A 19536-nucleotide genomic window follows, 5' to 3' on the forward strand; every position below is an offset into this window, starting at 1 on the left:
ACATCCTCATCTTGGTCTTAAGCCAGAATAGCCCGTCCAGCAGATGTGCCAGAGAGCGGCGTGTCCAGTTGGCCAAGACGTGGCATCACCTGCAACTCACGACCAGCAACAAAACGATCCTCAACGATCAGTTGGATGCCGGCGGGTCTAGAAAACAGACATTTGAACTGGTAGAACAAGCTATTCTATTTATTGAGTATTTTTGGCTGATTTTTTGTTTGGCATACAGGTGGGCATACAGATTCTGACGTTCGGACCTTAGGTTTTCGTTATGACAGATGTGTTGCTCGGATTTGTGAGGGAGTTATAGGGTGCTACTGGTCTGGTTTAAACTGAGTTCTGCACATACGCCACCGCTTGCTAGATTATGGATGTGCAAGGTACCGCCAATTTTACGAGTTACCATCTGTACGATGGCTAGCCCTAAGCCCGCGCCATTGGCATTGCCTCGGCTATAAAATCGCTCAAACAATCTTGCCATTTCCCCTTCCTCTATTCCCGGTCCAGCGTCTTCAACCCTCAAGCAGGCCATGCCCCTCTCGCCCTTAAGCACCTTTACAGTTACCTCTTTCCCTGAGGAAGAAAAATTGAGGGCATTGGTCACCAAGTTCTGTAGTGCAATAGCTAACGCTACCGGCTCGGTTTCTACCCAGCACTCTTCGTCCCCTTCCAACACCAGTTCCACCCCTTTTTCCATCGCCAGTGGCGTCAATTCGGCCAATTCTTCCCGTACCAATTCGGTAAGTTGCACGCGGCTGCGCACAGAGTTATTAAGTTGCGGTTCGATACGCGCCATGGTCAGCAACTGGCTGCCGATGCGGGTGGCGCGGTCGACACCGCTTACCAGAAACTCCAACGCCTCGCGTCGTTGCTCCACTGTCTCCGCGCTTTGGGCGTTTTGCGCATGGATACGCAGGATCGCCAGGGGTGTGCGCAGTTCGTGGGCGGCGTCGGCGATGAACCGGCGTTCGCGTTCCAACAACTCGTCCACCTGCACCAACAGCCGGTTGAGCGCGGTTTGCATGGGTTCCAGGTCGGAGGGCAGCGGTTTGAGGTGCAGCGGTTGCAAGGTGTCGGAATTGCGTCCACGAATCGACAGTGCCATGGCGCGCAGAGGTTTGAGACCCCAACCGATTAGCAGCCAGATCAACACCGTCAGCAGCGGCACGCCGATGAGGGTCGGCCAGAGGGTGTGACGCATGATGCGTTGGATCACGTCTTGGCGGATGTCGTCGCGCTCGCCCACCCAAATCAACAGGCCCTGTTGCGGGTCGGCGAGGAGGAAGGCACACCAGTCGTTGCCGTTGTCCATGATGTCGTGGGAACCAAGGGTCGCGGGCGGTGCTGCCAGCACCGGCGCTTCGGCTGAGCGTACAAGTAGCTGGCCGTCGCTGCGCCACACCTGGAAGGTCAGGCGAGTTTCATAGGGATGAGCCACGCCCTCTTCGCCCACGCGGCTCATGGCCTGATCAAACGCCTGGTACAAGCGGTCCCAATCCGCTTCGCCGGGGTCGCGCTGGCGCAGTACGCCTTGCAGCAGGCGCGCGCTTTGGGCGAGTTGGGCGTCGTAGACTTCTTCGATTTCGTGGTGACTGTCGCGCAGCACCAGCCAACTGATCAGGGCATCGCCGAGCAGGATCAACACCAGCACCGGCACGAGGATGCGCGCACGCACGGAGGTCATGGCTTGAGTACCAGCACATAGCCAACGCCGCGCACGGTGCGTATGAGCTCGGTGGATAACTTTTTACGCAGGTTGTGGATCAACACTTCCAAGGTGTTGCTTTCGACGCGGTCCTGCCAGCCGTACAACGCGCGCGACAAGCGCTCGCGGGTCACCACTTTGCCGGGGCGCACCATCAGTTGGTGCAGCAGTTGGTATTCCATGGGGGTGACGATGATGTCCTCATCCAGGTAACGCACCTGCTGGGTAGCGGGGTCGAGGTTGACGCCAGCGTGTTCGAGCATCGGTTGCGCGCGGCCCTGGCTGCGGCGCAACAGCGCGCGCACGCGTGCCTTGAGCTCTTCGACGTCGAAGGGTTTGACCAAGTAGTCGTCGGCGCCAGCGTCCAATCCGGCGATGCGTTCGGCGGTGCCGTCGCGGGCGGTGAGGATCAGCACCGGAAGATCATGTTGCTCGGCGCGCAGTTGCTGCAACAGGTCGAGGCCGTGGAGGCGGGGCAGGCCGAGGTCCAGCAGCAGTAGATCGAAGCTCTCCGTGCGCAACGCATGCAGCGCTGCAACGCCATCCTGCAGCCAATCCAGGGTGTAGCCCTCGGCGCCCAAGGCCACACGAATCCCTTGGCCGAGGGCACGGTCATCTTCGACAAGGAGTAGGCGCATAGCAAAATCTCTGTAGGAATCGGCGGCATCATGCCGGGTTATGGCCGGGGCTATTTCAGCAAAGATGTTACGGCTCGTTGCCAACTAAGGTTGCCCTAAGGTTGGTTTTGCACTGTGAAATCTCCCACATTTGCTGAGAGCTTTTCCATGCGCAAAATTCTCCTGCTGTCCCTGATCCTCGCCAGCCCACTGGCCTTCGCCGGCCCGCAATGCACCACCGCCGAGCGCTCGCAATGGCAAGACGAAAAAGCCTTCCAGGACAAGCTCAAGGCCGAGGGCTACACCATCAGCAAGTTCAAGGTCACTGATGGCAACTGCTATGAGATCTACGGGTTCGACAAGGACAAGCGCAAAGTTGAGATCTACCACGACCCGGTCACCGGCAAGGCCGTGAAGACTGAGATCAAAGGCTGATGCCAGGCGAATCCCTACGCCTGTGGGACCCGCTGGTGAGGCTGTTCCATGCCTCCATCGCCGGGGTCTTCGTCGCCAATTACTTCTTCAACGAAGCCGGCGACGACTGGCATGTCTGGCTGGGTTATTACGCCATGGCCTGGCTGCTGGTGCGAACGGTGTGGGGATTTGTCGGACCGCGCAGCGCACGGTGGGCAGACTTTTGGCCTACGCCAAAAAGGCTGAATGCCCACGCGCGCTCGTTGCTCAAGGGTAAGCCGCAACACCGCTTGGGGCATTCGCCGATTGGCGCGCTGGTGATGCTGTTGATGTTGCTGGCGTTACTCACCGTCGGCGTGAGTGGCTTTTTGATGCAGGAAGTCGATGCCCTCTGGGGCGCCGATTGGCCGCTGCAAGTCCACGAGACCGCCGCCAATGCGCTGCTTGGCTTGGTTTGCCTGCATGTGCTGGCTGCCGTGTTTGAAAGTATCCAGGTGCGGGACAACCTGCCGTTATCCATGCTCACCGGTCGCAGGAAGCGCCTGCCGGATGAACGTGCGCAGTAATCCTTTTACCCACAGGTTCCCTATGCGCTCCGCCTTATTGATATGCAGCCTGCTGGCAGTGTTTTTCGCTGCCTGGCAAAGCCATCCGCCCCATGTGCTGGCGCCGTTTGCCCAGACCAGCCCGAACACCGCAAAAGTGGCGGCGCCGGCGCAGTACAGCAGCCGGTTCGTATCCACCCAGCTCACCGACTTTGTGCACTCCTCATCCGTGACCGCCCTGCCCGGCGGCGACTTGATGGCGGTGTGGTTCGCCGGCTCACGCGAAGGCGCCGCTGATGTGCAGGTGCGCACCGCGCGCTTTGATGCACGTACCGGCGAATGGGGCGCCGAACAGGTGCTGGCCACGCGGGAAAGCACCCGCGACGGAATCCAGCGTTATATCCGCAAGCTCGGCAACCCGGTGATTGCCCTGGCGCCGGATAAACGCCTGTGGATGTTTTATGTGTCGGTGTCAGTCGGCGGCTGGGCCACCAGTGCGATCAACGTGATGGTGTCGGATGACCTGGGGGCCAGTTGGACGGCGCCTCGGCAACTGGTGACCTCGCCGTTCTTCAATATCAGCACCCTGGTCCGCGCCGCGCCGGTGTTCCACGCCGACGGCTCCATCGGCCTGCCGGTGTACCACGAGTTCATGGGCAAGTTTGCCGAGTACCTGTACCTGAGCGCAGACGGAGCAGTGATCGACAAATTCCGTATCAGCCGCGGCAAGAATTCCCTGCAACCGACCATCGTACCCCTGGACGGCCAACGCGCCGTGGCGATGTTGCGCTATGCCGGCGACACCCATCACCGCGTGCTGGCCAGCCGCACTGAAGACGCCGGGCAAACCTGGAGCCAGCCGTACCCGCTGGAACCGGCCAACCCTAACTCGTCGCTGGCGGCGGTGGGCACGGTGGACGATGGGTTGCTGGTGGCGCTCAATGACCTGCAGGACGGCCGCTTCAAGCTCAGCCTCTATGGCACCGACGCCCAGCTCAGCCAGTGGCGCACTGTGGTGCAACTGGACGAATCACCGGACCCGCTCGGCCAACCGTTCGCCCCCGAAGCTTATAAAGAGATCATCGGCGAAGGCTTTCGCGCCTCCAGCGGCGCGCAGCGTTTACCGCTGGAGCAACGTTTTCTCCGCAGCCTCGACTACCGCGTGTGCAAACCCCGTGGCTGCGATTTCGAGTACGAGTACCCGTACTTCAGCCGCAGCCCGGACGGTATGTACCACCTGGTGTACTCATGGAATAACACGTTTATCAAACATGTCAGCTTCAACGAAGCCTGGCTCGCGGAGCGTCTGTGATGGTGTTGCTATGGCAGGCGCATTTGAGTTTTGTTCTGTTGGGGTTTGTGCTGTTAAGCACGTTTCGATTTACCGCCCGATGGCGACCGTGGTTGCTACCAGTCCTGGTGGTGGTGAGCGTTATCCCGATCAATGAGTTGCCATTGGCGGCCTATGTCCGCAGTTTTACCGATGATTTGGCGATCAGCACGCTGGTGTTGTTGGGGTGGGTTGCGCTGAGCCGTCTGGGCGTGGTGCAGCCGCTGGTTCGACCACATCAGGTGCAGATGTTGCTGCTGTTTGGCCTGCTGAGCCTGGTGCTATACCCGGCCACGTTAGGCCTGACCTATTTCGACCCGTACCGCTTGGGCTTCAACCCTCGACCGTTGATTGTGCTGGTCGCGGTGGTGGCGCTGTTGATGCTGTGGCTGCGCAATGCGCTGGCGGTGTGGATGTTGGTGATCGGCACGCTGGCGTTCGCATTGCGGCTCAAGGCCTCAGAGAACTATTGGGATTATCTGGTTGATCCGCTCTTGGCAAGCTACTGCGTCGTCGCTGGATTAATTCAACTCAAACTGTACTGCTTTAAAGAATGGAAAATTTGATGAGTGCGTTGCAATCACGTCGCCTGCGCTACGGCATGGGCGCGATCGGGTTGGTGTTTGTGCTGCTGGCTGCGTTGCGACTGGTGTTTGTGCTGGGTTTTTCCGGCCTTGATGTGACAACCCCGGCGCTGCTGGAAACCCTCGGCATCGGCCTGCGTTTCGACCTGCGCCTGGCGGTGTTGCTGCTGCTGCCGCTGGCCGTGCTGGCATGGCTGCCGCGCTGGAACCTCACCACGCTGCCAGTCCTGCGCTGGCTGGCACGTGCCTACCTGGTGGTCGCACTGGCGATGATCGGCCTGGTGTACATCATCGACTTCGGCCATTACGCCTACCTCGGCGTACGCATCAATGCGACGGTGCTGCGCTACCTGCAAGACGCACAGATTTCACAACAGATGGTGTGGGAAACGTATCCAGTGCTTTGGATAACCGCCTGCTGGCTGGCGGCAGTAGGGTTGTGGGTATGGGCGTTGATCTGCCTGGAGCGCATGACCCTAGACCGTGCGCCAACCCCCATTAATCGATGGGCGGTGACGTCAGTCTCAGTGGTTGGCGTGGTCGCCGTGCTGCTCGCCCTGCTGGGGCGCGTGGCCAACCTCAACCTGGAAAACCCGGTGCCGCTACGCTGGAGCGATGCGTTCTTTTCCGGAAACAGCCAGGTGGCCGCCGTGGGCCTGAACCCGGTGCTGTTTTTGTACGACACCCTCAAGGTCGGCCAATCGCAGTTCGATGTAGCCCAGGTGCGTAAGCATTACCCGCAAGTCGCCCAGTACTTGGGGGTGGATCAACCGGACGCCCAGCAACTGAATTTCACCCGCCACCAGGGTGTGCAGCCCTATCGCCTGGCAGGCGAGCGCCCGCTGAACGTGATCTTCGTGATGCTCGAATCCCTTGGCACGAGCGCCGTCGGGGCCTACGGCAACCCGCTCAATCCCACGCCGAACCTGGATAAACTGGCCAGCCAAAGCTGGTTCTTCAAGCACTTCTACGTACCGGTCACCGGCACCGCCAAGACTGTCTGGGCCAGCATCACCGGCGTGCCCGACGTCACCCGCCAGGAGACTGCCACGCGCAATCCGCTGATCACCCGGCAACACACGCTGATCAACGCATTCGAAGGCTATCAGAAGTTCTACATGATCGGCGGCAACGCCGGCTGGGCGAACATCAACGCGCTGATCCGCCAGAGCATCGACGACGTGCAGCTGTTTGAAGAAAGCGACTGGCAATCGCCACGGGTGGATGTGTGGGGCATTTCAGACTTGGACCTGTTCAAGGAAGGTGACGAACTGTTGAGCAGGATGCCCAAGGACCAGCCGTTCTTCGCCTACCTGCAAACCTCCGGCAACCATCGACCCTTCACGATTCCCAAAGACAACGACGGTTTCCAGGTGGCGAACGTGACCCTGGAGCAAGTCCAGGCAGCCGGTTCGCGCAGTGTCGAGCAATACAACGCAGTGCGCCTGCTCGACTACAACATCGGCCGTTTGATGGAAATCGCCAAGGCCGGTGGTTACTACGACAACAGCATTTTTGTGTTCTTCGGCGACCACAACACGCGCATCAGCCAGATCCCGCACATGGCGCCTGCCTTTGAACAGCTGGGGCTGGAAAGCAACAACGTGCCGTTGTTGATCCACGCGCCGGGCCTGGCACCTAGGGTGATCGAACAGGCAGTGGGCCTGGCGGATCTGTTGCCGACCGTTGCGGGTATGGCAGGTGTGCCGTTCACGAATGGCGCCATGGGCCGGGATATCCAGCAGCCTGCTCCGGAAGGCGAACGCGTAGTGCCTCTGGTCTTGCGTGAGGGGACGTTCCCGATCATCGGCGGCGTAACCCAACACTTCCTGTTGCAGATGCAACACGACGGCAGCTCACCGACTCTGCATGACCTGGTCTCAAAGACGCCGCGAGAGGATGTGGCCGCGCAACATCCTGAGGTGTTTCGTCGCTTGAGTGGGTTGACCCAGGGGCTACATGAAACTGCTCGACTGATGCTCTATCGCAATGTTCAACAATGATCCGGTTCTCACGCTAAATGAATGTTTACACCTGTAGGCGAAATTTGCTCTTGAATGTTGACGACGTTCGCTTATCAACGTTCGGTTAAGTGCTCAACAAGCTGTGGCATCCCGCAACCTAAATGGCGGACTTCAAGCTAAACCTATCAGGACGCGCTGCGGACGCTCTTCATTGGGCAAGAAGCTAAGAGACCGTAGATTTATACGGCTCTAATATTTCCTGTTTCAAGTCCGTCGAGATGATCGGCGTACCACTGCATCATCGTCGTACGTTGCTCCAGATACTGAGCCTTGTTATAGATCCCTCGGACACCTGGCGGCTTGTGACTGAGCTGGGCTTCAATGTGGTCCGCTGGGAAACCGTGCTCGTTGAGTACGGTGCTTGCAATATGACGGAAGCCATGCCCGGTCTGTCGTCCTTCGTAACCAAGGCGCCTTAGCGCCATCAGAAAAACGGTATCGCTGCGAGGCTTGGTTCGATCGCTTCGACCAGGGAATAGCAATGGGTACGCTCCCGTGATTTTCCGTAGTTCAGTAAGAGCGCTTAGTGCCTGCTTGCAGAGTGGTACAAGGTGTTCACGCCCTTTTTTACGGCCTTTGCGTTCAATGGGGACAGTCCAAAGTCGTTTGTCAAAGTCGAACTCAGCCCAGTATGCCTCTCGAAGCTCGCTGGGGCGGACAGCCATGAGAGTAAGCAGTTGGAGGCCAAGCTGAACATCTTTGGCGTGAGGGTATGATCGTATTGCTCTGAGCAGTGCGGGAAGTTCCTCCAGAGAAACATGCGCGTAGTTCTCGGCCTTTCCCGATGATAGAAACTTATGAACACCCTCTAAGGGATTGTTCATCGCCCTGCCGGTTATGCGAGCCAGGTCGTAGATGTCTTTGCAGTAAGCCCTTACGCGACTCATCTGCTCCAGGATTTCCTGACGTTCGAGCCCTCTCAAAAGCTCCATCCATTCCATCGACATGATGGAGGCATACGGACGTTTTCCGACAATGGGGAACACGTGGCGTTCCAAGGCTCCAAGGACTCTCTTAGCTGTGCCGACATCCCAGCCACCCAGCCAAGACGTATGCCATTCACGAGCCAACGCTTCAAAGGTTTCGTTTGTTGCTGCTACTTCTGCAGCTTTTCTAGCTTTCTTGGCGGCTATTGGATTTTTGCCTTCTGCTGCATCCGATCTCAATTCGGCAGCCTTTTCCCGGGCAAGGGCGCCGCTGACTTGTGGGTACCCCCCAAGCCCAAGCCACGACCATTTGCCGTCGGGCTTCTTATAGCGCAACTCCCACGATTTCTGCCCGTTAGGCTTTACTCTGAAATACAACCCCGAGCTGTCTAGCTCGCGATAGGCCCCCGCTTCAGGAGCAAGATTGACTAGTGCGGTATCGGAGAGAGGACGGCGTTTAATATCGCTGCGCCTCATTCGTGTATGCCTCCAGTTCAATTTTTTATTGAAGCATACATGGAGGCATACAGGATGTGAAGGATGTAGGTGGATCAGCTTGGAAGTCCAGATACAAAAAAGCCCGCACGAGGCGGGCTTCTTGAGGTGATTCATAGACTGCTGTAGACATCTATGGATCGGTACTTGGTGGTACACAGACAACCGTCTCTTGAACCTTCTCGCTCAGCTTATGCAGCCAAGGGCGGACGACGGTCATGCGGTCGACATGGGCGTTCGCAACAAGCCTCAACAAACCCACGCCAAGGCTGATTCCTCCAGCGCCTTCAGTACGAATCATTCCCTGCTCTTCGAGCGCGCCTACGATGCGTTGCACCGTTGAGCGAGGCAAATCTACAGCCTGGGCTATTTCGCCCAAACTCATACCGCCAGCGCTTCTTCCCAAAATCCCGACGCCTGCGCGACTTTTCTTCGAGATATTCTGCGATGATTCACATCGACTCCATCTGGCTGGCCACCGAACCGATGGACATGCGCGCAGGCACCGAAACGGCGCTAGCCAAGGTGATCGCGGTGTTCGGTGCGGCGCAGCCGCACTGCGCTTATCTGTTCGCGAACCGCCGCGCCAATCGCATGAAAGTGCTGGTGCATGACGGCTTCTGAATATGGCTGGCGGCGCGCCGGTTAAACCAAGGCAAGTTCCACTGGCCTAGCATCCGCCATGGTTCTGAGATGGAACTGGATGCCGCGCAACTTCAAGCGTTGGTGCTGGGGCTGCCATGGCAACGCGCAGATTCTGAAGGCTCGATCACACTGCTTTAACGGCTGCCATTAGCCTATCGGTCTATCGTCGCGAAACGCCTGCTCTGGCAAAGCCCGACGCATGACTTCTTCGCCCAATCTCGACCAACTGTCGCCCAATCAACTGCGCGTCCTCGCAGCGCAGTTGCTCTCGCAAGTCGACACTATGGGCAAGAAAATCAATCGTGATCAAACAGTCATTAAGAAACTGACCCATGAGATCGTCCAGCTCAAGCATTTGAAGTTTGCCAAGCGCAGCGAGCAGATGATTCCTGAACAGGCCAGCCTGCTAGATGACCTGATCGATACTGATATCGCGGCGATTGAGGCCGAGCTTCAGGCGTTGCAGATAGCACCAGATGCGACCGAGGAAAAGCAAAAGCCCAAGCGCACGGCATTGCCGGCAGAATTTCCGCGAACGTTGATCCATTACGAACCGGGCAACACTCACTGCCATGCGGTTGCGCCCTCAAGCGCATCGGTGAGGACGTCAGCGAGAAGCTGGACTACACGCCCGGCGTGTTCACCGTCGAACGCCATGTGCGTGGCAAGTGGGTCTGCGATAACTGCGAAACGCTGACCCAGGCACCGGTTCCGGCGCAGGTCATTGATAAGGGCATCCCGACTTCGGGCCTGCTCGCACACGTCATGATCGCCAAGTTTGCTGACCATCTGCCGCTTTACCGTCAGGAATCGATCTTCGGTCGAGCGGGCCTGGCGATTCCACGTTTAACCTTGGCTCAATGGGTTGGCGTGACCGGAGTTCAGTTGCAGCCGCTGGTCGATGCGCTGCGCGAAGTAGTGCTTGGGCAACAAATCATCCACGCAGATGAAACACCGGTGCAGATGCTCATGCCGGGAACAAAGAAAACCCACCGCTCCTAAGTGTGGGCCTACGCTACCAGCCAGTTCTCGGATGTGGCAGCGGTGGTTTATGACCTCAGCCCCAGTCGCGCCGGAGAGCATGCTCGCAACTTCCTTCAGGACTGGAATGGCAAGTTGGTCTGCGACGATTTTGGCGGCTACAAGGCTAGCTTTGAACTCGGCGTGACCGAGATCGGCTGCATGGCCCATGCACGGCGTAAGTTCTTTGAACTGCACGCTACGAATAAAAGCACGCTCGCCGAGCAAGCCCTGCGCTATATCCAGTTGTTGTACGAAATCGAAAGAGAAGTTAGAGACCTGGAGCCGGATTTACGCCGTCGAATACGGCAAGAAAAAGCCGTACCGGTGATGGATAGGCTGCATGCTTGGATGAATGCGCAGCGTGATCTTGTGCCCGAAGGTTCGGCTATCAGCAGAGCACTCGATTACAGCCTTAAACGCTGGGCAGCGCTGTCGAGCTACCTCGATGACGGGGCGGTTCCCATTGCTAATAATTGGGCGGAGAACCAGATGCGGCCATGGGCTCTTGGGCGCAAGAACTGGCTCTTCGCCGGGTCGCTACGCAGCGGAAAACGGGCTGCGGCGATCATGAGCTTGATCCAGTCAGCGCGGCTGAATGGCCATGATCCGTACACCTATCTAAAGGATGTTCTCACGCGCCTGCCGACGCAGCGCGCGAGTGAGCTTAATAAGCTGCTGCCGCACAGGTGGGCACCTGTTTAATCGCGCAGGGTGTTTTGTGCCTATGTCTTCCCTGGCATCTACATTTTGCGCCACACCAAAGCAGGAATTGCTCGGATGTAAATTAGTTCGCTGACCAACTCAATCAGAGTTTGAGTAATGACTGCTGCCGCAGCGAGCCCTCTGATTTCCTCGGGCAAGGCCAATGCCAATGGTAGAACTACCAATGAGTTTCGTGTCGAGCTGCTGAAAGCGACTGATCTTGCCGTGCTAGCCGGTAACTTAAACGCCCGAGCCACCAGCGCACCCACCACGGGTGCCAAGAGCATGAAACCAATGTAGACGGGAATAACAGGCAGCAGTTTGTCCATGTCTCTGACCACCGTTGAAATCTGAGAGCCGATCACTACGACCAATACAGCCGCCATAGCTGGCACAGGCATCCAAGCCCATACATTGTTCCAGCCCTCAACGACGCGTGACCCCTTTGCCCCGGCAGCTGTTGCTACTGCCAAGACCAAGGGTAAAGCGATCAGCACTACGAAGGCCTCAACAAATGGGCCGACCGATATAACCACCGCCGAGTCATTACTCACCATGAAGGCTAGATAGAAGGGTAGTAGCACAAGCTGAAGCACGAGTAGTAATGGTGTTGCCGCCAGAGTCAGTTTGGAGTCGCCCTTACCGATATGGGTAAACACAACAACATAATCGATACAAGGCGTCAGCAAGACCAATAGTGCGCCCACCAATATCGCCGGGTGGTCGGCTAGGCCCATCGTCAACGCCCAAACCAACAGGGGGATGGCGACGAAATTGGCGGTCAGCAGCGCGGTCATGAAACGCTTGTTTGCAAGCCCTTTGCGAAGATCCAGGAATGGGATCTGTAGAAACATGGCGTACATCAGCACAGCGATGGCTGGTGTCACCAACGCACCTAACGCTTGAGAGGCATCAGGTGCGAGCAGGCCTCCGATAGCCGCGACAATGACCGCGACGAAGTAAACGGGAATCTGGTTCTTCTCTAGCTGTTCTCTGTCCACGGAATGCCCTTAAAACGCGTGAAATCATTTTTCGATTGAGCAGGTTAATATCTGTAGCTACTACAGGTTCAAGAAAATGCTTGGGGAGTTTGCATGTGGGGTATCGGAGCGCTGTCGAAATCAACGGGTTGCCACATTGAAACGATTCGCTACTACGAGAAAATAGGCCTTCTCCCTCCGGCCTTACGGTCGACAGGGCGGCATCGAATCTATACCGAAAAGCATCGGTCACGACTCATCTTCATCAGGCAGAATCGTGAACTGGGCTTTCCACTCGACGATATCCGCGAACTCATTGCGCTCGCGGCAGATGCTGATCGTCCGTGTGCTGATGCGTTGTCGGTGGTCAAGAAGCACTTGGCAGAAGTGGAATCTAAGGTAGCTAAGCTCCAGCAGATCCGGATAGAGCTGCTCTCAATGGCAGGCACGTGTGAGTCAACATGCCTAGGCTCGAACACTCCAGACTGTACGATTATTGAGTCACTGTTCGAACCCGCTGCTGGGGCTCGCTCTGGTTGCTGCTCCTAGACTAGTCAAGAGCATAGGGGAGCAAGCTGCCATTGAAACCGAATAGCGCGATAGTCTCGACAGGGTGTTTCGAGCGTCCGTCTACACCAAACGGGCTGGTGCAAGATGTGTTCGGCAGACGCTTACGCACCTATTGATAATATCCGGGGTCGTACTGGGTGGTGTCGCGCTAGCATTCTTGCCGAGCTCTTGGGCAACAGGTCGTTAATCGCCAGGTGAATGGCTCTTGGATCCGCTCAGCCTGGACAACTGTCAAACGAATTTCTAGATAATTAACAGCCGTTTTTTGCGCTTTTATAGGATGTGGAAACGACTAATCTCGACCATATCGACTCAAGCCGATAGAGAACAAAAATCATGTCCTGTGTTCTAATCATCGAAAGCAGCGCCCGCCAACAGGGGTCGATTTCTCGCCAACTGACCCAACAATTTATCAACCAGTGGCAAACTGCCCATCCAACGGATCAGATCATTATTCGTGACGTGGCCCTTAATTCTATACCCCATATGGACGCAAACTTGATCGGTGGCTGGATGAAGCCTGCCGAACAGCGCAGCGAAAAAGAGCAGATCTGCTTGGAACGATCCAACGAACTGACCAACGAACTCATGGCCGCCGACGTGTTAGTTATAGCCTCACCGATGTATAACTTCACTATCCCCAGCACGCTTAAAGCTTGGCTAGACCATGTGATCCGTGCTGGCGTGACGTTCAAATACACTCCCGCACGCCCTCAAGGTTTATTAATCGGCAAGCGCGCCTTCGTCCTAACTGCCCGAGGCGGAATTCATGCTGATGACAGTTCGGATCACCAAGAGCCGTACCTACGTCAGATCCTGTTGTTTATTGGGATACATGACATCACCTTTATCCATGCCGAAGGGCTCAACCTCGGCAGTATTTTCCGTGAAAAAGGTATCAGGCACGCCACGACATTGCTGGCACGAATTGTTTGAGCCTTTACGTCCGGAATCCAACTCCAGTTGGTCTGCGCGTGGAAGCTTACTGAAGTACCGACTCGTCGCGAAACACATGCTGTGAAATGAACGCCGACGGCGCACCCATGCGATGGAGCGCTTTGAGTCTGTGGACTTCAGCCCTTCGTGAGGCCCGCGAGTACACCCGCTTTTTTCGTGAAATCTGCAACCAGGTCAACCATGGCAGTCTTTACATACGCTGGAGCAGTTTTCATAGAACCCGCGTTGAACGGAGGATCTAGGTCATATTCGCTCATCAGTTGAGCACACTCGGCATAGGTCTGATCGCGCAGCTCAGCAACCATGCTCAGACCAAAATCCAGCTCTGCCGTCACCCCAGCGCCCGTAATCCTGTTACGGTCGCGTACAACACGCGCTTCGGTTGGAATTGCACCAAACCCGGCCAGAGCATCCCGGCACGACCAGTGCGAAGTTGCCTTAAAGCCCTTTAGTAGCCCCGGAGCACCAAGGATCAACGAACCAGAGCAGACACTGGTCACGTATTTCGCACGTGAACCACGATCAGCCATGAAGACCAGTGTTTCAGCATCAGAAGCCGCTGCCAAGGTGCCATCCGTGCCGCCTGGAGTGAACAACACAGTCAGGTAGCGAGGACATGTGTCGAAGTGTCTGTCGGTATAACCGTTAATCCTGCATCACTGGTTACTGGATCCAGAGATTTAGCGACAATGTAGATCTTGGCCCCCATGAGCGAACCAAGCATGCAGTGCGGCCCGACAAGATCCATCTCCGTCATGCCTAAATAAACCAGCATTGCGATTTGCTCTTCTTCCATCCATGGCACATTAGCCATGTCGGGGCCCATATCAGGCATCTTGTCGTCATGCATGGGCTTTTCGGCAGCCGACGCTCTGGGGTGATGCTTGCGGCCAGGGGTGCAAGGAGCGCACCGATGACTAGGTTGCGACGTTGATTATCGATCATGATGAATTCCTAAAAAACTGGCGGTCAGCGTCAAATAAGCTGAGCGTGGTTGGGTCGGCAATACCACTGGGGATCCAAGGTATTGATAAGTCTCAAAGACCTTTCGACCCGTCAGATTGACTGCCGAGACGGAGAGCGTGTAACGGTCGAAATCGTAGGAAGCCTGTGCATCAAACAGCGCGTACTCCGGGACAGAGACTGTATTCGCCAGAATTAGCTTCCGTGCGCTGAGCGCAGTGACGCCGGCACCAAATCCCAGCCCCTTTGCGGCGCCATCAAGTATCCGATAGCGCGCTGCGAGCCGACCGCTGTGTCGAGAAACGCGCGGCAATCCGTCACCGACCAGAATCGAATTGTCGTCTGTCACTTCAGCCTGGGTGTAGGCGTAGTTGGCCAGCAGTGAAAGAGCCGGAATCGGCTCCCAGACCATGTCTGCTTCTATTCCGCGAGCGCGTTGCTCACCGCTCTGTACTACCCCAAGATCGTGTTTGTAGGATCGGGATAAGGGGTGGAAACGTTGCGGCGTCTCTGCTCGAACGCTGCGAGAGTGCCGGTTAGGCCAAGATCTTTGAAGGCCAGTTTGACGCCAGCCTCATAATTGCGAGAAAGCTCAGGCTTAGGTGTCTCCCGGCCGTTGAAGTTGAACGCCCCCCTCAAACCGGTGGAATATGCGGCATAGCGTGCAAGGCTTTGGGTCAGGTCATAGGTGATTCCAGCCGTGGTGTCACACGGTGATAGGAGGTATCAACGCCCTGCTCTTGTTGCTTAAGGTTGAGCTGGGTGAGACGCAATGACCCTAACAGGTGGAAGCGGCCATAGGTCGCCTGATCCTTAAGATAGAGGGCTTTCGTCTCGTAGCGGTTGGTCTGGGTCACAATCGCTTCTGGCGTCGCGCCGTAAGAAAGCCCATAAATGGGACTGGCCAGGTCAAGCTCGCCGATTAGCTCGGCATTGGAAACACCTGAGGTGAAGTCGGTACGGTCATAGCTGGCGCCCACCAACAGTTCGTGGGTGCCACCCAACGCTTCGAATCTGGAGCCCAGGTTGGTATCCAGCACGCTCTCCCGGATTTTTGTTGGCAGGTAAAGCTTGAATATTGGGTACACCGTGGGTGTCGCAGGATTCGCCCCAAGAAGCTCAGGAAATATGAAGGCACCGTTGTCGCGCATTTTGCCTTCGTTATACTGGGCGGTGACGGTCATTCGCGTGTCGTCGCTAGGCTCATGCTTGAGTTCGGCGGTGGTGGTTCGATTCTCGATGGTAGTGTGAGGCAGCCCTCTGGTCGAGCGTGGGAACGCGTTGCGATCAATCTGACCACTCAATGCCTGGGCGGCTGGCAGTCCGGAAAATTCGAGCTGGCTGCGATCCTCGTACTGGCCACGCAGTAATAGTTCAGTCTCTGGCGTGAGTTGGAACGCGATGCTGGGTTGTACCGACCACTGATGGGCATTGACGTGATCAATCCAGCTGTCGTTTCCCTGATAGTCGGCTGCTATCCGCGCCGCGACCTTGTCGCCAATAGGTGTGTTGAGATCCAGCGAAGGGTTTACCGTGCCGAAGCTGCCGGTGCGCATCGAAACAAACGCACTTGGCGCGGCCTCGGGACGTTTCGAAATCACGTTGATCAAGCTTCCCAACGTCGCGCCGATGCCACCAACATAAAAAGCTGATGTTGGGCCTTTGAGCACCTCGATACGCTCGGTGCCGATGAGGCTGGTTGGATCGATGCTCGCCGCCGTGCCGCCGAAAGCCGGCAGCCCATTCATGTAAATCTCCGCCGGAAAACCGCGCACGATTGGCTGCGTGAAAAGTGCTTCTTGAGGCTTGGTTGCTCTTACATCCGAAACGTCTACCAGTGCGTCGGCAAGCGAATGACTGCCCTGCTCCATGAGCATCGCACGAGTAACGACTTGCACCGATTGCGGAACTTCGATCAAGGGAGTTTCGGTCCGCGTGGCCGAAGCAGAACTTGGCGTGGTATAGCTTTCCTCATTACCGGAAACGTTGATCGACTCAAAGGTCCAGCTCCGCGACCGAAGCGAAGGATCACATACTGCGTCAGGTTGCGCGTAGGCGCTGTTATGCAAGCAAAAACCTACGGCAAGGCAGGCGGCATGTGTCGCAGAGGGTGACGGCAAATGAAACCTAACGGGCTGGTCATGAGAGGCGTCTTTTCGGTCATTGGGGCGTCCAGAGGCAGACGACCAGACTCTATAGCCTGAGTTCCAACGCCGAAACTGCGACAGTTTGACACGCACATACGCTTGCCCGGATAAGCGCAGCCTACCGCCCTCACACTTGCAGCTTTTATTTGAAGATGGTCGCCCGCCTCTATCCACAAGCTGCGTCAAACTGTCGCACTTGGTGCCTAGCTGCCAGCTCATTATGCTACTCGGGAAATGGTGTCATGAATAAATTTTGCTAGTTCCGCCAACACCTAAACATACAAAATAATAGGTGAATCATGAAAAAAAATATCGCTGCTGCCTGTTTTTTCCTACTTGGTTCTTTAGAAGCCGCTCAGGAGCCCGAAGCCGTATTCAAGCGTAGTTGTATGATGTGCCACAGTGGCCAATTAGCCATGGCTCCGAAAAAAGGCGATCAGACTGCCTGGAAACCACGCTTGGATAAAGGCATGGACACACTTGTGAAACACGTAACAGAAGGCTTTGGTGCTATGCCGCCTCGTGGCCTTTGCATGGATTGCAGCGCGGAAGATTATCAAGCCGTGATTAACTGGATGTCAAAATAGTTATCCACTTGGCAGACTTTTTTGAACTATATTTAACTTAGTCTTGAACACAATAATTCTTAATACCTAAAAGCATTCTAATAAGCGAGTTGCCTTGTACGTGAGCTAACGAAAATCTCACGTAACTGGGGTGGCTGGTTAAACGTCCTTAAAGTGTTTCGGTTTCAGGAAATGTATGTCATGCCTTCTCCCCTAATTTTGCCTAGCGCAAAGCGTAAACCCATGTCCCGCTCTATCTCTATATGGCCCCTACTGTCAGTTAGTCTTTTCGCCCTCAATCCATTGCCCTCAGCATTGGCTGAAGCCAAAAAATCAGAAGACTCGATACTGACCCTGGGCACCGTGACAGTGCAGGGCAACAGCGCGGGCAGTGGTCCGCTGAGCACCAGCAGTGTGCTCAGCTCAGTGGATATTCTTGGCGCGGACATGCTGGAAAAAATGCCGGTCAACTACAGCTGGGAACTGTTCAGTCGGGCTCCCGGGGTGATGCTCACCGAATTCAATCAAGGCACCACCTCGGGCAAAATTTCCTTTCGCGGTTTTAATGGTGAAGGCGAAGTTAACGCGGTCAAGTTGTTGATCGATGGCATTCCCAGCAACAGCAATGACGGCAATATGCCGTTTATGGACATGATTTTTCCGATGGAGCTGGACAGTATCGAGGTGGTACGCGGTACCAGCGATGCCCGCTATGGCCTTAACAATATCGCCGGCAATGTCAATATGCTCACACGTACAGGGGGTGATTACCGCAAGGCGCGAATTCGCTATGGCAGCTACAACACGCGGGAAACTCAGCTCGCCGCCGGCATCGAAAGCAGCAACTGGACACAGAACTACTTCTTCGCCTACCAAAAATCCGGCGGTTACCGCGATCACTCCGAGGCTGACAAATTTTCGATGTCCGGAAAATGGTTCTATACCCCGGACGACAACAGCTATCGCATCGGCCTGATCGCGCGTCACTATGAAACCGAGGCGCAGGAGCCTGGTTATCTCAGTGAAGAGGATGCTCGCCACCACCCATCCATGACCAACAGCTATAACGCCACCGACAAAGGCACTCGGCGGATGAACCAGGTCAGCGTGCACTTCGATACCGAAGTGTCCGAGACACTCGCTTGGTCTGCAAAAACCTACCTCAACACCTTTGATGACCGGCGCTGGACGCAATACTGGCGCACCAGTTCTCAACAGGAGCGTGACGCTTACGAAACCCAATATGGCGCTCTCACCTCCCTGACTTGGCGCCCCGAAGTGAGCTGGCTGTACAACTTCGCTTTGGAAGGTGGCGCAGACATCCAACGCCAACAAAACCAAAGCGAACGTTACCGAACCAAGGACCGCGCACGCCAAGCTCAAACCCGTGACCAGCAATTTGATTTCGACACCTACGGTGCTTACGTCCAGGCAGAGATCAAACCGTTTGAATCGCTCAAAATCATCCCGGCGTATCGCGTCGACAAGATCCAGGGCGATTTCACCAATGAAATGACTGGCCTAGACTACGACATCAATGACTATGGGTTAATCAAACAACCCAAGCTCAGCGTGGTGTATTCCCCGTGGGACGTGGCCAGCATCTACGCAAACTGGGGGCGCACGTTCCAGGTGGGTACCGGTGCTGCGGCCTATAAGATTCCACCGAGGGATACGGACCTTGCACCGTCCATCAACGAAGGTTGGGAAACGGGAATTAAGTTCACACCGGCGGACTGGGTCGACGGCCGTGTAGCCTACTGGCAACAAGAAGCGAGCGGTGAAGTCAGTCGGCGCCTAAACGACCCCAGTGGCGAGTCGGATAACGTCGGCGAAACCCGGCGCTGGGGTTATGACCTGCAGTTGAACCTACGCCCAGATGAGCGCACAGATATCTGGCTGGCCTACTCCTGGCAGTATTCGAAAATACTCCAGCCAAGCTCGTCTCTGCCCAACAGTAAAGGCCAGGAAATCGACCATATCCCACATCATCTGTACAGCGCAGGTGTGAGCCACAAGGTTACCCCGGCGCTGCAGTTGACGGCATGGATGAACGGCCAGACCAGCTATTACCTGGAACGTGAGAACACCAAGGGTACTTACGGCGGCTATGTTCTGATGAACCTCGGCGCTACGTACCAAGTGACTGAGGCCGTTAGCGTTGACCTGCAATTGAAAAACCTCACCAACCGTTACTACGAATATGCCTGGTACGACCCGGACGGAGCTCGAGCCTCTCTCCACTCACCAGGTGATGGGCGTGCGGTATATACAGGCGTTAGCGTGGATTTTTGATTAAACCACCTGCCGGGGCTTGATAGGCCCCGGCAACAGCGCCAACCA

Annotated in this window: 19 protein-coding genes and 2 pseudogenes; 11 read left to right on the forward strand and 10 right to left on the reverse strand. The window is 56.2% G+C overall.

Features of this window, described 5'->3' with window-relative positions:
- Positions 1-304: 304 nt before the first annotated feature.
- Positions 305-1684: a sensor histidine kinase gene (locus DNK50_RS21220; RefSeq protein WP_112196142.1), complete on the reverse strand. Its 1380-nt coding sequence runs from the start codon at positions 1682-1684 to the stop codon at positions 305-307.
- The gene (locus DNK50_RS21225) at positions 1681-2343 is read right to left on the reverse strand and encodes a response regulator (protein WP_112196143.1); all 663 of its coding nucleotides are present in this window, start codon (positions 2341-2343) and stop codon (positions 1681-1683) included. Before DNK50_RS21225 ends, DNK50_RS21220 begins: the two co-directional genes overlap by 4 nt.
- 147 nt (positions 2344-2490) lie before the next feature.
- On the opposite strand from DNK50_RS21225, the gene DNK50_RS21230 reads away from it, so the two are divergent.
- The 5 genes from DNK50_RS21230 to DNK50_RS21250 are packed head-to-tail and all read left to right on the forward strand — an operon-like array spanning position 2491 to position 7198.
- The gene (locus DNK50_RS21230) at positions 2491-2757 is read left to right on the forward strand and encodes a PepSY domain-containing protein (RefSeq protein WP_032885640.1); all 267 of its coding nucleotides are present in this window, start codon (positions 2491-2493) and stop codon (positions 2755-2757) included.
- A complete protein-coding gene (locus tag DNK50_RS21235; RefSeq protein WP_099602188.1) occupies positions 2757-3302 on the forward strand; it encodes a cytochrome b/b6 domain-containing protein in 546 nt (181 codons plus the stop codon). Before DNK50_RS21230 ends, DNK50_RS21235 begins: the two co-directional genes overlap by 1 nt.
- Positions 3303-3324: 22 nt before the next feature.
- Entirely contained in the window at positions 3325-4593 is a 1269-nt protein-coding gene (locus DNK50_RS21240) for an exo-alpha-sialidase (RefSeq protein WP_112196144.1), read from the forward strand.
- Complete coding sequence (locus DNK50_RS21245; RefSeq protein WP_112196145.1) at positions 4593-5177, forward strand: hypothetical protein; 585 nt, start codon at positions 4593-4595, stop codon at positions 5175-5177. The genes DNK50_RS21240 and DNK50_RS21245 overlap by 1 nt, the downstream gene beginning before the upstream one ends.
- Positions 5177-7198: an LTA synthase family protein gene (locus tag DNK50_RS21250; RefSeq protein WP_112196146.1), complete on the forward strand. Its 2022-nt coding sequence runs from the start codon at positions 5177-5179 to the stop codon at positions 7196-7198. The genes DNK50_RS21245 and DNK50_RS21250 overlap by 1 nt, the downstream gene beginning before the upstream one ends.
- A 200-nt stretch (positions 7199-7398) precedes the next feature.
- Here DNK50_RS21250 and DNK50_RS21255 read toward each other — a convergent pair whose 3' ends face one another.
- A complete protein-coding gene (locus tag DNK50_RS21255) occupies positions 7399-8622 on the reverse strand; it encodes a tyrosine-type recombinase/integrase (protein WP_112196147.1) in 1224 nt (407 codons plus the stop codon).
- Between the two features lie 151 nt (positions 8623-8773).
- Positions 8774-9025, reverse strand: a complete 252-nt coding sequence (locus DNK50_RS21260) for a helix-turn-helix domain-containing protein (RefSeq protein ID WP_112196148.1) — start codon at positions 9023-9025, stop codon at positions 8774-8776.
- A gap of 107 nt (positions 9026-9132) precedes the next feature.
- On the opposite strand from DNK50_RS21260, the pseudogene tnpB reads away from it, so the two are divergent.
- Together tnpB and DNK50_RS21275 are read left to right on the forward strand one after the other, a co-directional pair.
- Positions 9133-9423 (forward strand): annotated as a pseudogene (tnpB, locus tag DNK50_RS29255) (IS66 family insertion sequence element accessory protein TnpB).
- Positions 9424-9484: 61 nt separating this feature from the next.
- A pseudogene (locus tag DNK50_RS21275) lies at positions 9485-11010 on the forward strand (IS66 family transposase).
- A gap of 38 nt (positions 11011-11048) precedes the next feature.
- Here the strand turns inward: DNK50_RS21275 and DNK50_RS21280 are convergent.
- Positions 11049-12011, reverse strand: coding sequence for an arsenic resistance protein (locus DNK50_RS21280; RefSeq protein ID WP_112196150.1), 963 nt, complete (start codon positions 12009-12011; stop codon positions 11049-11051).
- 93 nt (positions 12012-12104) lie between these two features.
- Between DNK50_RS21280 and DNK50_RS21285 the strand changes: the two genes are divergently transcribed.
- Positions 12105-12539 carry a helix-turn-helix domain-containing protein gene (locus DNK50_RS21285; protein ID WP_112196151.1) on the forward strand — a complete coding sequence of 145 codons (435 nt, stop codon included), beginning with the start codon at positions 12105-12107 and terminating at the stop codon, positions 12537-12539.
- 357 nt (positions 12540-12896) lie between these two features.
- Entirely contained in the window at positions 12897-13496 is a 600-nt protein-coding gene (locus DNK50_RS21290; protein ID WP_112196152.1) for an FMN-dependent NADH-azoreductase, read from the forward strand.
- A 137-nt stretch (positions 13497-13633) separates the two neighbouring features.
- Here DNK50_RS21290 and DNK50_RS29260 read toward each other — a convergent pair whose 3' ends face one another.
- The 5 genes from DNK50_RS29260 to DNK50_RS29280 form a co-directional block, all read right to left on the reverse strand.
- A complete protein-coding gene (locus DNK50_RS29260) occupies positions 13634-14083 on the reverse strand; it encodes a DJ-1/PfpI family protein (RefSeq protein WP_232246105.1) in 450 nt (149 codons plus the stop codon).
- 35 nt (positions 14084-14118) lie between these two features.
- Positions 14119-14367: a hypothetical protein gene (locus DNK50_RS29265; RefSeq protein WP_232246106.1), complete on the reverse strand. Its 249-nt coding sequence runs from the start codon at positions 14365-14367 to the stop codon at positions 14119-14121.
- Between the two features lie 84 nt (positions 14368-14451).
- Positions 14452-14892, reverse strand: coding sequence for a TonB-dependent receptor domain-containing protein (locus DNK50_RS29270; RefSeq protein WP_256595335.1), 441 nt, complete (start codon positions 14890-14892; stop codon positions 14452-14454).
- Between the two features lie 41 nt (positions 14893-14933).
- Entirely contained in the window at positions 14934-15119 is a 186-nt protein-coding gene (locus DNK50_RS29275) for a TonB-dependent receptor domain-containing protein (RefSeq protein ID WP_256595336.1), read from the reverse strand.
- A 38-nt stretch (positions 15120-15157) separates the two neighbouring features.
- Entirely contained in the window at positions 15158-16399 is a 1242-nt protein-coding gene (locus DNK50_RS29280) for a TonB-dependent siderophore receptor (protein WP_256595337.1), read from the reverse strand.
- Between the two features lie 527 nt (positions 16400-16926).
- On the opposite strand from DNK50_RS29280, the gene DNK50_RS21305 reads away from it, so the two are divergent.
- Together DNK50_RS21305 and DNK50_RS21310 are read left to right on the forward strand one after the other, a co-directional pair.
- Positions 16927-17214, forward strand: a complete 288-nt coding sequence (locus DNK50_RS21305; protein WP_081041712.1) for a cytochrome c5 family protein — start codon at positions 16927-16929, stop codon at positions 17212-17214.
- 222 nt (positions 17215-17436) lie between these two features.
- On the forward strand, positions 17437-19488 hold the full coding sequence (locus tag DNK50_RS21310) for a TonB-dependent receptor (RefSeq protein WP_228391168.1): 2052 nt from the start codon (positions 17437-17439) through the stop codon (positions 19486-19488).
- Positions 19489-19536: the final 48 nt, after the last annotated feature.

The sequence above is a fragment of the Pseudomonas sp. LG1E9 genome (assembly GCF_003290225.1).
Lineage (GTDB): Bacteria > Pseudomonadota > Gammaproteobacteria > Pseudomonadales > Pseudomonadaceae > Aquipseudomonas > Aquipseudomonas cyclaminis.

What these genes read in the sequence shown, in the direction of transcription:
- DNK50_RS21255 (WP_112196147.1), bottom strand. Translation starts at nt 8,622, where the DNA reads ATGAGGCGCAGCGATATTAAACGCCGTCCTCTCTCCGATACCGCACTA.
- DNK50_RS29270 (WP_256595335.1), bottom strand. Translation starts at nt 14,892, where the DNA reads ATGGTCTGGGAGCCGATTCCGGCTCTTTCACTGCTGGCCAACTACGCC.
- DNK50_RS21245 (WP_112196145.1), top strand. Translation starts at nt 4,593, where the DNA reads ATGGTGTTGCTATGGCAGGCGCATTTGAGTTTTGTTCTGTTGGGGTTT.
- DNK50_RS21290 (WP_112196152.1), top strand. Translation starts at nt 12,897, where the DNA reads ATGTCCTGTGTTCTAATCATCGAAAGCAGCGCCCGCCAACAGGGGTCG.
- DNK50_RS21230 (WP_032885640.1), top strand. Translation starts at nt 2,491, where the DNA reads ATGCGCAAAATTCTCCTGCTGTCCCTGATCCTCGCCAGCCCACTGGCC.
- DNK50_RS21285 (WP_112196151.1), top strand. Translation starts at nt 12,105, where the DNA reads ATGTGGGGTATCGGAGCGCTGTCGAAATCAACGGGTTGCCACATTGAA.
- DNK50_RS21310 (WP_228391168.1), top strand. Translation starts at nt 17,437, where the DNA reads ATGTCCCGCTCTATCTCTATATGGCCCCTACTGTCAGTTAGTCTTTTC.
- DNK50_RS29265 (WP_232246106.1), bottom strand. Translation starts at nt 14,367, where the DNA reads ATGCATGACGACAAGATGCCTGATATGGGCCCCGACATGGCTAATGTG.
- DNK50_RS21305 (WP_081041712.1), top strand. Translation starts at nt 16,927, where the DNA reads ATGAAAAAAAATATCGCTGCTGCCTGTTTTTTCCTACTTGGTTCTTTA.
- DNK50_RS21260 (WP_112196148.1), bottom strand. Translation starts at nt 9,025, where the DNA reads ATGAGTTTGGGCGAAATAGCCCAGGCTGTAGATTTGCCTCGCTCAACG.
- DNK50_RS21220 (WP_112196142.1), bottom strand. Translation starts at nt 1,684, where the DNA reads ATGACCTCCGTGCGTGCGCGCATCCTCGTGCCGGTGCTGGTGTTGATC.
- DNK50_RS21250 (WP_112196146.1), top strand. Translation starts at nt 5,177, where the DNA reads ATGAGTGCGTTGCAATCACGTCGCCTGCGCTACGGCATGGGCGCGATC.
- DNK50_RS21225 (WP_112196143.1), bottom strand. Translation starts at nt 2,343, where the DNA reads ATGCGCCTACTCCTTGTCGAAGATGACCGTGCCCTCGGCCAAGGGATT.
- DNK50_RS21235 (WP_099602188.1), top strand. Translation starts at nt 2,757, where the DNA reads ATGCCAGGCGAATCCCTACGCCTGTGGGACCCGCTGGTGAGGCTGTTC.
- DNK50_RS21240 (WP_112196144.1), top strand. Translation starts at nt 3,325, where the DNA reads ATGCGCTCCGCCTTATTGATATGCAGCCTGCTGGCAGTGTTTTTCGCT.